The 12,128-nt window shown below is 70.9% G+C and carries 12 protein-coding genes; 4 read left to right on the forward strand and 8 right to left on the reverse strand.

Going from position 1 to position 12,128, the window contains the following annotated elements:
- The first annotated feature begins 96 nt into the window (after positions 1-96).
- Together HMPREF3165_RS11065 and HMPREF3165_RS11070 are read left to right on the forward strand one after the other, a co-directional pair.
- A complete protein-coding gene (locus tag HMPREF3165_RS11065) occupies positions 97-570 on the forward strand; it encodes an MmcQ/YjbR family DNA-binding protein (protein WP_070513491.1) in 474 nt (157 codons plus the stop codon).
- A 338-nt stretch (positions 571-908) separates the two neighbouring features.
- Positions 909-1,091 carry an Rv0909 family putative TA system antitoxin gene (locus HMPREF3165_RS11070; protein WP_009407609.1) on the forward strand — a complete coding sequence of 61 codons (183 nt, stop codon included), beginning with the start codon at positions 909-911 and terminating at the stop codon, positions 1,089-1,091.
- Positions 1,092-1,312: 221 nt separating this feature from the next.
- On the opposite strand, the gene HMPREF3165_RS11075 is transcribed toward HMPREF3165_RS11070, so the two are convergent.
- From HMPREF3165_RS11075 to HMPREF3165_RS11090, 4 genes are all read right to left on the reverse strand, one after another.
- Positions 1,313-2,566: an ABC transporter permease gene (locus tag HMPREF3165_RS11075; RefSeq protein WP_083303305.1), complete on the reverse strand. Its 1,254-nt coding sequence runs from the start codon at positions 2,564-2,566 to the stop codon at positions 1,313-1,315.
- On the reverse strand, positions 2,541-3,254 hold the full coding sequence (locus HMPREF3165_RS11080; protein ID WP_003788873.1) for an ABC transporter ATP-binding protein: 714 nt from the start codon (positions 3,252-3,254) through the stop codon (positions 2,541-2,543). The genes HMPREF3165_RS11075 and HMPREF3165_RS11080 overlap by 26 nt, the downstream gene beginning before the upstream one ends.
- On the reverse strand, positions 3,251-4,426 hold the full coding sequence (locus tag HMPREF3165_RS11085; RefSeq protein WP_070513494.1) for a peptidoglycan-binding protein: 1,176 nt from the start codon (positions 4,424-4,426) through the stop codon (positions 3,251-3,253). Before HMPREF3165_RS11085 ends, HMPREF3165_RS11080 begins: the two co-directional genes overlap by 4 nt.
- An 83-nt stretch (positions 4,427-4,509) precedes the next feature.
- Positions 4,510-4,977 carry a hypothetical protein gene (locus HMPREF3165_RS11090; protein WP_009407646.1) on the reverse strand — a complete coding sequence of 156 codons (468 nt, stop codon included), beginning with the start codon at positions 4,975-4,977 and terminating at the stop codon, positions 4,510-4,512.
- Positions 4,978-5,155: 178 nt separating this feature from the next.
- Here HMPREF3165_RS11090 and HMPREF3165_RS11095 point away from each other — a divergent pair, with 178 nt between their 5' ends.
- Positions 5,156-5,815, forward strand: a complete 660-nt coding sequence (locus HMPREF3165_RS11095; protein ID WP_003788865.1) for a response regulator transcription factor — start codon at positions 5,156-5,158, stop codon at positions 5,813-5,815.
- 122 nt (positions 5,816-5,937) lie between these two features.
- Positions 5,938-7,104, forward strand: a complete 1,167-nt coding sequence (locus tag HMPREF3165_RS11100; protein ID WP_070513602.1) for a sensor histidine kinase — start codon at positions 5,938-5,940, stop codon at positions 7,102-7,104.
- 80 nt (positions 7,105-7,184) lie between these two features.
- On the opposite strand, the gene HMPREF3165_RS11105 is transcribed toward HMPREF3165_RS11100, so the two are convergent.
- The 4 genes from HMPREF3165_RS11105 to HMPREF3165_RS11120 form a co-directional block, all read right to left on the reverse strand.
- Entirely contained in the window at positions 7,185-7,640 is a 456-nt protein-coding gene (locus HMPREF3165_RS11105; protein ID WP_003788862.1) for a hypothetical protein, read from the reverse strand.
- Between the two features lie 258 nt (positions 7,641-7,898).
- Complete coding sequence (locus tag HMPREF3165_RS11110; RefSeq protein WP_070513497.1) at positions 7,899-9,224, reverse strand: DUF418 domain-containing protein; 1,326 nt, start codon at positions 9,222-9,224, stop codon at positions 7,899-7,901.
- 160 nt (positions 9,225-9,384) lie between these two features.
- A complete protein-coding gene (locus tag HMPREF3165_RS11115; protein WP_070513500.1) occupies positions 9,385-10,749 on the reverse strand; it encodes a DUF418 domain-containing protein in 1,365 nt (454 codons plus the stop codon).
- A gap of 124 nt (positions 10,750-10,873) precedes the next feature.
- On the reverse strand, positions 10,874-12,128 hold a 1,255-nt coding region (locus HMPREF3165_RS11120), incomplete at its 5' end, for a DUF418 domain-containing protein (RefSeq protein ID WP_256275295.1).

A 12,128-nucleotide genomic window follows, 5' to 3' on the forward strand; every position in this document is an offset into this window, starting at 1 on the left:
CCGTCCCCGCACGCGCAGGATGTCCCCGCCGGGACGATTTTGCACCCGACCGCGCGCCATGTCCCCAGCCACGGGGAGGACGTAGGCTCGACGTCGATGACCGCACCGCTCCGCCGTAGCCCTCACCCCGACGGGCCCTCCACGAGTGTCGATGAGGCCACCGCGGCTGCCCGGCGCGACGAGCTCCTGGCCAAGGCGGCCACGCTGCCCGGCGCCTGGGCGGGGCACAAGCCCGAGTGGGACATCCCTGTCGCCTCCGTGGGCCCCCGCCTCTTCCTGCTGCTCATCCCCCACACCGACGGCCGCCTCCTGGCCAACGTCAAGCTCGACCCCGAGGACGTCGTCGCCGTGCGGGCCACCTTCGAGTGGGTGGAGCCGGGCTTTCACCAGTCCAAGCGGCACTGGGTGAGCATCGACCTCACCAGCCCGGACTACCGCGCGGACGAGGCCACCGCCATGGTCGAGGACTCCTACCGGCTCGTCCTGTCCCTCCTGACCCGCCGCGTGCGCGAGGCCGTCCTCCTGGCCGACGCCGCAGGCTCCCCCGCCCGCCCCACCTGGCAGTGGTGAAGCCCGCCGCCACTGGTGCCCAGCAGAATGGCCGGGGACATTGCGCGCGTCGGGGTGCGGATACGTCCCTACGGGGGCGTCCTGCGCGTTCGGTGACAGGATTCCGGTCCCCGACGGCGTCGATTGCCCCCGACTGGAAGGAAAAGTCCCCGGCTGCGTGGAGTGTCCCCTCCCACGCAGACCCCGGCCGCAAGAGAAAGTCCCCCGCCGCGTCAGTTGCCCCTGGCCGCACCCCAGAGGCCGAGCCGCCCTCAGATGACGCGGGTGCACAAACCTGGCACTATTCAGCCGAGGCCGTCGTCATCCGACGTCTGGCCACCCGAGGGAAGGAGACACAGATGGGACTTGATGACCTGGCGAAGAAGGCCGGTGACGCTCTCAGCTCCGACAAGGCCGAGGCGATCAGCGACAAGGCGCTGGACGCCGCAGCCGGTGCTGCCAAGAAGGCGACCGGCGGCAAGTACGACGACAAGATCGACGCCGCCCGCGACGCCGTCGACGGCAAGCTCGGCACGGAGTGACCCGGCTGAGAGCCTGCCTACCTACAGGCACCGCGGTCTTCTGATCGCAGGAGTGAGGGCCCCGCACCATTCAGTGCAGGGCCCTCACGCGTTCCCGGCCAGCTGGGCTCTCCCCATCTCTTTCAAGCACCGGCCGCCACAGTCCGGTGCCGCCACCGCGGGGCCCAGCCGTCTCCCACCGGGACGTCTCATCCGCCTCCCCTCGGGCCGGCGGCGTTCGCCTACTGCGCGTTGAGCGCGGCGGTCGGAGGAGTGCGGGAGGCCCGAACGGCCGGGTACACGCCGGCCAGGGCGCCGATGGCGATGGTGACTCCCAGACCGCCGACGACGGCGATCACCGGCAGGCTGAAGGGCCAGCCGTTGGCGGCCGACATCCCGGCGGTCACCCCGATCCCGATGATGCACCCCAGGGCACCGCCCAGGGAGGCCAGCAGCAGCGCCTCGGTCATGAACTGCACGAGGATGTGTCCGCGCATCGCCCCCAGGGACCGCCTCAGTCCGATCTCCCGACGGCGCTCGAGCACCGAGATAATCATCGTGTTGGCCACCCCGATACCGCCGACGAGCAGGGCGATCGAGCCCACGCCCAGCAGCAGACCGGTGAAGGCCTTGTCGGCCGCGTTCTTGGCCTCCAGCGCGTCCGAGGGGCGCGAGACCTTGACCTCATTGGGGGCCTGCGGCGAGATCGACGGCGCCAGCAGCTTGCGCACTGTGGGGACGGCGGCGTCCTGGCTGCGCGTGTAGACCGTCGTCGGCTTGGCGTCGTGCCCCAGCAGGTCGCTGGCCACGCCCTGACCGATGAGGGCGGCATTGTTGAGCTCGGGAGCCAGCACCACCGGCTTGAGGATGCCGACCACGGTGAACCAGTTCCCGCCGATCCACACCTTGGTTCCCGGTGAGACGACGCCGAGGCGCTGGGCCGCCGTCTGCCCCAGGACCGTGGCCGGGTACTTGCTGGTGGCCTCGTTGAGCCAGGCGCCCTTGTCCACCTGTCCGGCCACGACGTCGAGCAGCGACTTGTCCGCGGCCAGGGTGGTGATGCCGCCCGAGGCGTTCTTGTCGATGAGCGGAGTGCGGTAAACCAGCGAGTTCTTGACCAGTCCGGTGCTCGAGGCGCTCTGGACGTTGTCGATGAGTCGGACCTTGCCGACGCTGTCCTGCGGCAGAGAGGAGGAGTTGCCGAACAGGTCCTGGCCGGCGGTGGCCGTCAGCAGGTTGGTCCCCAGCGAGTCGAGCTGGGCGGAGAGCTGGGCGCGGCTGGAGGCCGAGATGCCCACGACCGAGATCATGGCGGCGATACCGATGGCGATCCCCAGTGCGGACAGGAAGGCGCGGGTGGGGCGGGCCTTGATGCCGGTGCCTCCCAGGCGCAGCACGTCGGCCAGACGCAGCCGCGAGCGCTGGATCCGCCGGGCCGGGGCGCGGCCGGCCCGCTCGGCCGCGGACCGGTCACGCCGGTGCGTAGACGTCGTCATGGACGATCTCCTTCAGGCTTGAGTCCCCCACGATGCGGCCGTCGCGGATGGCGATCTGCCTGGGGAGCTGGGCTGCCAGCTCGTTGTCGTGGGTGATGACGATGATCGTGGTGCCTTGGGCGTGGAGCTCGTGGAGGAGCTCGACGATCGAGGCCCCGGAGGTGGAGTCGAGGTTCCCGGTGGGCTCGTCGGCCAGCAGCAGCGGGGGCTCGCCGACGACGGCCCGGGCGATGGCCACCCGCTGGCGCTCGCCGCCGCTCATCTGGTGGGGGCGGTGGTCGAGCCGGTGGGCCAGGCCGACCCGCTCCAGGGCGGCCCGGGCGCGCCGGCGCCGCTCGGAGCGGGGGATCCCGCTGTAGAGCAGGCCGTCAGCGACGTTGTCGACCGCGTTGACGCCGTCTGCCAGGTGGAACTGCTGGAAGACGAAGCCGATGCGGCTGGCCCGCAGGGCCGAGAGCTTGGCGTCGGACAGGGAGCCGACATCGACGCCGTCGATCTCGACGGTGCCGGAGCTGGGCCGGTCCAGGGTGCCGATGAGGTTGAGGAGCGTGGACTTGCCCGAGCCCGAGGGGCCGACGATGGCGACGAACTCGCCGTCGTCGATCTCCAGGCTCACGCCCGCGCAGGCGGCCACGGGCGGCTCACCGTAGGTGCGCTTCACGTCGCGCAGGGACAGGATGCGGCTCATGTCTGCGGCACCACCACTCGCTGTCCCTCGGAGATGTCCTTGCCGGAGATCTCCACGCGCCCACCGGCGAACAACCCGATGGTGACCGGCACCTTGCGGGTGGTGCCGCCGGCCTCGACGATCTCGACGCCGTACTGGTCGGCGCTCAGGGCCAGCAGGGCCCCGACCGGCACCGACAGGACGCCCGTGCGCTTCTCGCTGGGCAGGTCGACGGTGACGGAGACCTCCTGGAAGTTGGTGGTCGCCGAGGCGTCGGTGAGGGTGACGGTGATGGGGATGACCCGCTCCTTGGACTCACCCGAGCCGGAGCCGGCGCCGGACCCGGAGCCGGAGGACTTCTCGGTGGGGGTGCCCACGGAGGTGATCTTCCCGGCGGTCTTCTTGGCGTCGGGCAGCTTGATGGTCACGGCGGTGCCGGCGACGGCGAGCTTCTGGTCGGAGAGCTTGATGTTGGCGTCGACCACCTGGGTGGTGGAGGTGACGTCGAAGAGCTCGGTGTCGGCGGCGACGCGGTCCCCCACCCGGGCGGTGACCGTCCCCACGCGCAGGTCCCCGGGGGTGAAGACGATCCGTCCCAGTGGGAGGGTCCCGGTCCGGGGCAGGTCGAGGTCCTTCTGCCACTTCAGGATGGCGCTGGTGGTGGCCCAGCTGAAGTGGTCGTCGGGCTCGTAGTCGAAGTACCCCAGGTCCCGCAGGGCCGTCTCGAGCTGGCGGATGTCCTCGCCGTCCTCCATGCCGGCCTCGAAGCTGCGCCAGGCGGGCAGGTTGCCGCGCATGAGGTAGGCGGTCTCGTTGCCGGTGCGGTAGAGGACGTCGCCCTGGGTCAGGACGGTCCCGGAGGCCGGCACCTGGATGAGAACGCCCTCGAAGCCCGACTTGAACTTGCGCGAGTCGGAGTAGCGCAGGGTCCCGGACACCGAGGTCTGTCCCTGGAGGTCGCCCTTGGTGACGGTGTCGGTGGCGCCGCTGAAGGTCGACGTCGTCGGCTTGGCCTTGGCCGCGAAGGGGCCCGACCTGGAGGCGAAGGCGCCCGCACCAGCGCCCGCCGCCAGGATCGCGGCGGCCCCCATGGCCAGGAAGGCCCGGCGTCGGGTGCGGTGGGCCGTGCCCGGCTTGTCCGCGGTGCCGGTCGAGCCGTCGTCGGCCTGCGTGGAGGTGGTGGTCTGATCCATGTGTCTGCCTGTCTGAGTGTGTGTCTGCGCGGCAGCCTGGCCGCGCGAGCCTGTGGTCTGGTGGCGCCTGCAAGGGCGCGGCGTTACTTGCTCCCGACCTGGGAGAAGCACTTGTTCATGACGTCCTGGGGGATGTCACCGTTGATCTGGATGCCCTTGCCGGCCTCGGGGTCGGGCACGTCGTAGCCCTCCTTGCGCAGGCACTCGGCGGCCTTGACCAGGTCCTGCTGCGTCTCGGGCTTGGCGAGGTCCTCGGTGCCGGGGGCGGGGCCGACGATCTGCTCGCACTCCTGGGCGGCCTTGGTGGCGGCCTCGTTGTCGGGGAACTGCACGTTGCCGTTGGCGTCGGGGTCGGAGACGTCGATGCCCTTGTCGCGCATGCACTTGGCCATCTTGAGCAGGTAGTCGTCCCCGCTGGTGGCGGAGGCGGAGGCGGCCGAGTCCGCCTTCGAGCCCTGGGAGCATCCGGTCATGAGGCCGACGGCGCACACGGCGCAGGTCAGCACTGTGGCGGCGCGGGTGAGGATCCGGGTGTTGAGGGGCTGCTTCATGGGAGAGGGTCCTTTCGGCTCACGTGGGTCGGGGCGCGGTGGCGTCCGTTCGTTCGGGGAACAGCCAACCGGGAGCGGTGTTGCCACGGGGTTCACAAATTCGCTTATGTTGTGGCAACACGGGGGCTGGTTCGCTGAGGGACCAGCCGAAAGAATCCACAGTGAAGGAGGCAGGGCGATGCGCGTGCTCGTCGTGGAGGATGAGGAGTACCTGGCTGAGGCCATCGCCACCGGGCTGCGGCGTGAGGCGATGGCCGTGGACGTCGTCGGCGACGGGGCCAGCGCCCTGGAGCAGGTGGCGGTCAACGACTACGACATCATCGTCCTGGACCGGGACCTGCCCGTGGTCCACGGCGACGAGGTCTGCCGGCGGGTGGTGCGCGACCACCCCAGCACGCGGGTCCTCATGCTCACTGCGTCCCGGACGCTGGACGCGCGCGTGGGCGGTTTCGAGCTGGGGGCGGACGACTACCTCACCAAGCCCTTCGAGTTCCCCGAGCTGGTGGCCCGGCTGCGGGCCCTGGGGCGACGCAGCCAGCCGGCGCGCACCCCGGTCCTCGAGGCCCACGGGGTGCGCCTGGATCCCTTCCGCCGGGAGGTCTACCGGGACGGGCACTTCATTCACCTCAGCCCCAAGGAGTTCGCGGTCCTTCAGGTCCTCATGGAGGCCGAGGGCGGGGTGCTCAGCGCTGAGACGCTTCTGGAGAAGGCCTGGGACGCCAACGCCGACCCCTTCACCAACTCCACGCGGGTGACGATCTCCCACCTGCGTCGCAAGCTCGGTGAGCCACGGGTGATCCAGACGGTCCCCGGCGCGGGCTACAGGTTCAGCGCATGAGCGGGCAGGGGGCTGCGGGGACCCGGGCCGACGACGCGGCGCGGCCCAGCACCGACAGCTGGCCCCACGGCGCCCGTGAGGCCCACGGCGTCCGTGAGGCCCGGCCTGGCCGCACGGAGCACATGCGTCGCGCCCGGCACCTGAGTATCCGGGCCCGTCTGACCCTGACCTACGCCGGGATGGTGACGGCCGCCGGCGTGGTCCTCATCGCCCTGGTCTACTTCTACACGCGCTACGTCACGCTGAGCATCCAGATCGGCGACCCGGTCGGGGAGACCGCCGCCGTACCGGTCTCGCAGGTCGGCGAGGCCGCCAAGGTGGACACGAACCTGTTCGATCTGCTCAGCAGCATCATGCGCTCGGCCGTCGGCGCGCTGGCGCTGCTCGTGGTGCTCTCCGGGACCGTCGGCTGGATCCTGGCGGGGCGGATGCTGCAGCCGCTGTCCTCGATGAATGCGGCCGCCAAGCGCGCCGCCTCGGGCGACCTCAGTCAGCGGCTGGACCTGTCCGGCCCGCGCGACGAGATCCACGACCTGGCGGACACCTTCGACAACATGCTGGCCTCCCTGGAGCGGTCCTTCTCCGTCCACCGCCGGTTCGCGGCCAACGCCTCCCACGAGCTGCGCACTCCCCTGGCCACCACGCAGACAATGATCGACGTCGCCCTGTCCGACCCGCAGGCCTCGACCAAGGATCTGCGCCAGGTGCTGACCAGGGTCCTGGAGACCAACCGCGCCAACCGGGAGACGATCGACGCCCTGCTGGACCTGGCCGACGCCCAGTCCGGCAAGCTGGCCCACGAGGACGTGGACATGGAGGCCACGGTCCGTGACGCCCTGGGCCTCATCGCTCCGGAGGTCGCTGAGCGCCACCTTCACGTCTCCACCCATCTACTGCCCGCCCGAGTCCCCGGGGATCCGGTGCTGCTGCGCCAGAGCGTCTCCAACCTGCTGCGCAATGCGGCCCGCTACAACGTCGAGGGCGGCCGCATCACCGTGGGCATGGCGCGTCTGGACGACGGCGTGCGCCTGACGATCCGCAACGAGGGCCCCGTGGTGGCGGCCGAGAGCGTGGAGTCCCTGCGCGAGCCCTTCGTGCGCGGCGAGGGGCGGGGGCGGACCCGGGGCTCCGGGCACGGGCTGGGCCTGGCCATCGTGACGGCGGTGGCCACCGCGCACGGCGGCGAGCTGCGTCTGAGCGCCAACCCCGACGGCGGGCTGACGGCCGTCCTCGAGCTGCCGGTGGGAGGGGCCGAGGACGACTCGGGCGCAGCCGGCTCCAACGACTGACGGTCGCCGGCCACGGGGGCCGGCGACCGTCAGGGTCGAGCAGCTGGCTGCGGCGGAGACGAGACTCCGCCGGGCAGCGACTAGTTCTTCTTGCCGGAGTTGATGACCAGCTCGATGAAGAGGCGGATGAGGCCGATCTGCGTCACGATCCAGGGGGCGTCGAAGAGCAGGCTCAGCAGGAACTTGCCGAAGTTGAAGCTCCGGCTCTGCGTCTCGATGTCGTAGTTACCAGCGATGTCACCGGCGTTGTAAGCCGAGTAGAGCCAGTTCGCGACCAGGGCGATGGCGGCGATGTAGAAGAACACCTTGCCGAACTTCTCGGCGAAGGGCTTGGCGGTGTCGAAGAGGTTGCCCATGAAGCTGTCCCCCGCCGGAGGCTGCGGGAAGGGCTGGCCGGGGGCGCCGGGAGCAGCAGGCGCGCCGGGAGCGCCCTGGAACTGCTGCTGGGGCGGGTAGGGCTGCCCCGGGGCCGGAGCCGAGGGCGCCGAGGGCTGCTGCTGGTAGAAGGGCTGACCAGGGTTGGGGGGCTGAGTCATGAGGACTGTTCGCTTCCTTCAGAGTTGGGGACGCAGGCAGGCTACCGTGTCAACGATGCCCTGTGAAACGCTCAAGTGACCCCTCGCGTTCTGCGAGGCGACTCACAGTCCTCAGGACATAGTGCGATGACGCGCCCTGAAGGCGGTCATCGGGCCGTCCCACCATACAGAATCCCTGAAGGCCGTGGTGGCACGCACCCGCCGGCCCGCGGGGAAGCGCTCCCCATCGTCCTGGGCGCCTATCTGTGTTCCGGGGTCTCAGCGCACCAGGTCGTAGGTGCTGGAGGTGCCCACCGGCGAGGCCGGGGTCGGAGGGGCAGGAGGGGCCGTCAGCCGGCGTCGGCGCTCACTGCGGGCCACGGCGGTGCGCAGCAGGGTCTCGAAGGGGCCGGCGTGACCGCCGCGCTCCAGGGCGGCGCACAGACCGACTGTCACCAGCCAGACCGCCAGCGCGATCCCGGCGGCCCGAGCCTCGCCCAGGTGGAGCTCGATCCCGGTCAGGGCGGGCAGGACCATGAAGATGATGGCGAAGAGGAAGGTCTGGCTCAGGTAGGCCGTCATGGAGCGGCGCCCCACACTGGAGGCCAGCCGGCGCAGCCCCGTCAGCCGGCCGTCCGGCCTCGGCCCGCCGGCGTACAGGGCCAACAGCGCCAACCAGCCGCAGGCCCCGGCCACGCCCGTGGCCGCGTGAAGGGGCATGGTCCAGGCGACCGGGGGTCCACCCGCGGCCCACATGGCGAACCCGATACCGCCCGCGGCACCAAGCCCCAGACCGCCCAGGCCGACGGCGACCAGGAGCCGGCGGTGGCGCTCGGGGTGGGCGATGAGATCGGTGTCGGCCAGGCGGGCACCGAGGAACATCGCCGGAACGATCATGGAGAAGAACAGCGCCGAGACCAGGCTTCCGCCCCAGGCCAGGAGGCCATCGGAGACGTAGGACAGGACCGTGTCGGTCGAGGCACCGGCCCCCTGGTGCGCGTCCGTCGCCGAGGCACCCTGGGAGGCCAGGAAGCTGCCCATATTGAGGAAGGTGGTGGTGCCGGCAACAACGACGACGGCGCAGAAGGCCAGGGCCCGTTTCCAGTGCTTGCGGGTGATCCAGCCGGCGAAGATGACGGCGACCAGGCCGTAGGGGCCGATGATGTCACCGGAGAAGAGCACGGCGTGCACGGCGCCGAAGAGGATCATCCACAGGCCTCGACGCCGCACCAGGCGACGGGCGTCGACGGTGGCCTGCTCACGGGCCCAGGCCGCCTCCTGCGACGTCGGCTCACGGCCGTCCTCCACGCCGGGCAGGGAGCTGAGGTAGGACGCGGCACCGGAGGCGATGCGCCGGTTGACCATGGTGACCAGTCCGAAGCCGAAGAGCATCGCGAACAGCGGGTAGGCGCGCGAGTCGACCAGGAGGGAGCGCGCCCACAGCCATGCCGTGTCGACCGCATCAGACGGGGCGGAAGCGTGCGTCACCTCGGTCCAGAAGGGGATGTTGGCCAGGGCGATGAGCAGGAGCATGAAGCCACGGGCCACATCCGGGGACGGATAGCGCACCCCCCGAGTGCCGGTGAATGACGTCGTGAGTTTCATGCCCTCCACGCTAGGGGGCGGCCGCCAGCGCCACCTCCCCCTGCGGAGCCATCGTGACGGGCTGATCCTCTCCTCCCCGGAGAGCGGACCGAGCCCTGGTCCTCCTCCCGGAGGACCAGGGCTCTTCCGTCTTGCGATGGCAGCGGGCACCGCCCCGCTCTCAGGCTCCCGCGGTAACCGGGGCGCTCGTCGACCGACCGAGGAACTGGGCCGCGCGCTGGGCGGGGATCTGCTGGGGGAACGGGTTCGTGCGGCTGCGCTCGCTGCGAGCGACGGCGATGCGCAGGAGGGACTCGAAGGGACCGGGCATGCCGAGCCGCTCAAGCACCGCGCACAGGACCACAGTCGTCAGCCAGACCATCACCGCCACTGCGGCGGATGCCACCACTCCCAGCTCCAGGGGCCTCCCGGTCAGCCGCGGCGCGATGACGAAGATGCCGGCGAACATGACCGTCTGGGACAGGTAGGCGGTCATGGAGCGGCGCCCCACGTTGGACAGCAGCCACCTGAGGCCGGTCAGCCGGTTGTCCGCCATCGGCCCGCCGGCGTAGAGAGCCAGGACGGCGAGCCAGCCGCAGCCCCCGGCCAGGCCCAGGACCGCGATCAGGGCGGAGTCGGCCTCCCAGGACTGAGCGCTGGTGAGCGGGACCAGGAGCTCGTGAAGCGCGCCGAGTGCCCCCAGGGCCAGGCCGCCGATCCCGGCCACCGTCAGCAGGCCGCGGTGGCGCTCGGGGTGGGAGATGAGGTCGGTGTCGGCCAGGCGGGCACCGAGGAAGGCGGCGGGAAGAATCATCGTGGTGAAGGCAGCGCCCAGGGCGGTGAAGAACCACTCATTCACGTTGGTCACGAACCAGGGCAGCGCTGACGCCACGGACTCGCCTGCTCCGGTGGGTGCCGCCACCGGGGCAGCGGGCCCCGCCACACCGGCCGCCTCACCTCCGGGGCCCATGAGCATGGCCAGGACCACCGTCACGATCTGGAACAGGAGAATGAGGGCGCACACCGCCAGCTGGCGCTTGTGGTGCTTGTGGGCGAACCACCCGGCGAAGACGACGGCGACGATGCCGTAGGTGCCGATGATCTCCGAGGGGAAGAAGGCGCCATGGATGAGCCCGAACAGGACCATCCACAGGCCGCGGCGCCGCACGAGGCGGCGGGCGTCGATGGCGGCCTGCTCCCGGGCCTGGTCGAGCTCAGCCGCCGACGGCGCCCGGAGCCCGCCGGTCAGCTGCTGGCAGTAGGCGTCGATGCCCGATGCCATGCGCCGGTTGACCATGGTGGCCAGCCCGAAGCCGAAGAGCAGTGCGAACAGCGGGTAGGCGCGCTGGTCGATGAACAGGGCACGTATGAAGGCCCAGGTCCTGTCGGCGGTCGATGGCGCACGGCCCTCGGGACCCGCCACCCAGAACCCCACATTGGCCAGGGCGATGAGCAGCAGCATGAAGCCGCGGGCGACGTCGGGGGCGGGGTAGCGCAGGCTGCGGGAACCAGTGAATGAGGTCGCGGAGGAAGTCGTCGTGTTCATGACTCGACCGTATGAAAACCAGGGGTTCCGCGGCGTCCGCCTTAAGCGCCGAGATCGTGTCCACCGAAAGGTGGAGCCTGCCGCCCGGCCATTCTTCCGGCGGACGGACCCGGGGCGGGCCGGCTCAGGGGGCCGGCTGCGGTCCCGCCTGCATCCCGGGCCAGACGGCGGGCGGGGGCGGCGGCGTCGGCCTCCTGCGCTCGCTGCGGGCGACGGCCGTGCGCAGCAGGGTCTCGAAGGGGCCGGCATGACCGCCGCGCTCCAGGGCGGCGCACAGGACCACGCTCACCAGCCAGACACCCAGGGCGACGAGGGCGGCGGCGGCCTGCCCCATCCACAGGCGCCTGCCCGTCACCAGGAGTGGAACGACGCCGAAGATGATGCCGAACAGGATCGTCTGGCTCAGGTAGACGGTCATGGAACGGCGGCCGACGGCGGAAGCCAGCCAGCGCAGGCCCGTCAGCCGGCCATCCGGCCTGGGCCCACCGGCATACAGGGCCAGCAGCGCCAGCCAGCCGCAGGCGCCGGCCAGGCCGAAGAACTCCGTCATGGCGAAGTCCCACGGCCAGCGCTGCGCCGTCGTCGCGAGCGTCAGCGCGCCGTGGAACGCCGCGAGCGCCCCCAGCACCAAACCGCCCAGGCCCACGGAGATCAGCAGGCGCCGGTGCCGCTCCGGATGGGTGAGGAGGTCAGTGTCGGCCAGGCGGGCACCGATCACCGCGGCCGGGACGATGAGGGCGATGAGCACCTGCACGACCAGCACCACGGCCCACTGCAGGGCATTGGTGACGACCCAGAGCAGCGCCACTGTCAGCGAGACCGACTGCTCCCCGGAGGCCGTCAGGGTGTCGCCGCCCGACAGGGTCCCGGCGGCCAGATACGTCACCAGGGCCAGCACGGAGATGATGCCCCCGATGAGGTAGAGCACCGAGTAGTTCTTGCGGGCCAGCAGGTTGGCCAGGAGGACGGCGACCAGCCCATAGGCGCCGATGATGTCGCCGGGGAAGACGAGGCCGTGGACGAATCCGATCAGGAGCATCCACCAGCCGCGGCGTCGCACCAGGCGGTAGGCGTCAATGGTGGCCATCTCGCGGGCCCAGGCCGCCTCGTGCGGCATCGGCTCGCGGCCCTCCGGCGCACCGGGAAGGGAGGCGAGGTAGGTCTCGGTCCCGGAGGCGATGCGCCGGTTAATCATGGTCATGAGCCCGAAGCCGAAGAGCATCGCAAACAGCGGGTAGGCCCGGTGGTCCACCACCAGCGTGCGGACGAACATCCACCAGCCGTCAACGGAGGAGACCGGAGGCTCGGCCCCGTTCGGCATCTTGTTCCACGACGGAACATTGGCGACCGCGATGAGCAGGAGCATGAAGCCACGGGCC

The sequence above is a fragment of the Actinomyces sp. HMSC08A09 genome (assembly GCF_001807465.1).
In the GTDB taxonomy this organism is placed as follows: Bacteria; Actinomycetota; Actinomycetes; order Actinomycetales; family Actinomycetaceae; genus Actinomyces; species Actinomyces oris.

Excerpts from the sequence above, each read along its gene's own strand:
- HMPREF3165_RS11065 (WP_070513491.1), top strand. The coding sequence starts at position 97 with ATGACCGCACCGCTCCGCCGTAGCCCTCACCCCGACGGGCCCTCCACG.
- HMPREF3165_RS11070 (WP_009407609.1), top strand. The coding sequence starts at position 909 with ATGGGACTTGATGACCTGGCGAAGAAGGCCGGTGACGCTCTCAGCTCC.
- HMPREF3165_RS11075 (WP_083303305.1), bottom strand. The coding sequence starts at position 2,566 with ATGACGACGTCTACGCACCGGCGTGACCGGTCCGCGGCCGAGCGGGCC.
- HMPREF3165_RS11080 (WP_003788873.1), bottom strand. The coding sequence starts at position 3,254 with ATGAGCCGCATCCTGTCCCTGCGCGACGTGAAGCGCACCTACGGTGAG.
- HMPREF3165_RS11085 (WP_070513494.1), bottom strand. The coding sequence starts at position 4,426 with ATGGATCAGACCACCACCTCCACGCAGGCCGACGACGGCTCGACCGGC.
- HMPREF3165_RS11090 (WP_009407646.1), bottom strand. The coding sequence starts at position 4,977 with ATGAAGCAGCCCCTCAACACCCGGATCCTCACCCGCGCCGCCACAGTG.
- HMPREF3165_RS11095 (WP_003788865.1), top strand. The coding sequence starts at position 5,156 with ATGCGCGTGCTCGTCGTGGAGGATGAGGAGTACCTGGCTGAGGCCATC.
- HMPREF3165_RS11100 (WP_070513602.1), top strand. The coding sequence starts at position 5,938 with ATGCGTCGCGCCCGGCACCTGAGTATCCGGGCCCGTCTGACCCTGACC.
- HMPREF3165_RS11105 (WP_003788862.1), bottom strand. The coding sequence starts at position 7,640 with ATGACTCAGCCCCCCAACCCTGGTCAGCCCTTCTACCAGCAGCAGCCC.
- HMPREF3165_RS11110 (WP_070513497.1), bottom strand. The coding sequence starts at position 9,224 with ATGAAACTCACGACGTCATTCACCGGCACTCGGGGGGTGCGCTATCCG.
- HMPREF3165_RS11115 (WP_070513500.1), bottom strand. The coding sequence starts at position 10,749 with ATGAACACGACGACTTCCTCCGCGACCTCATTCACTGGTTCCCGCAGC.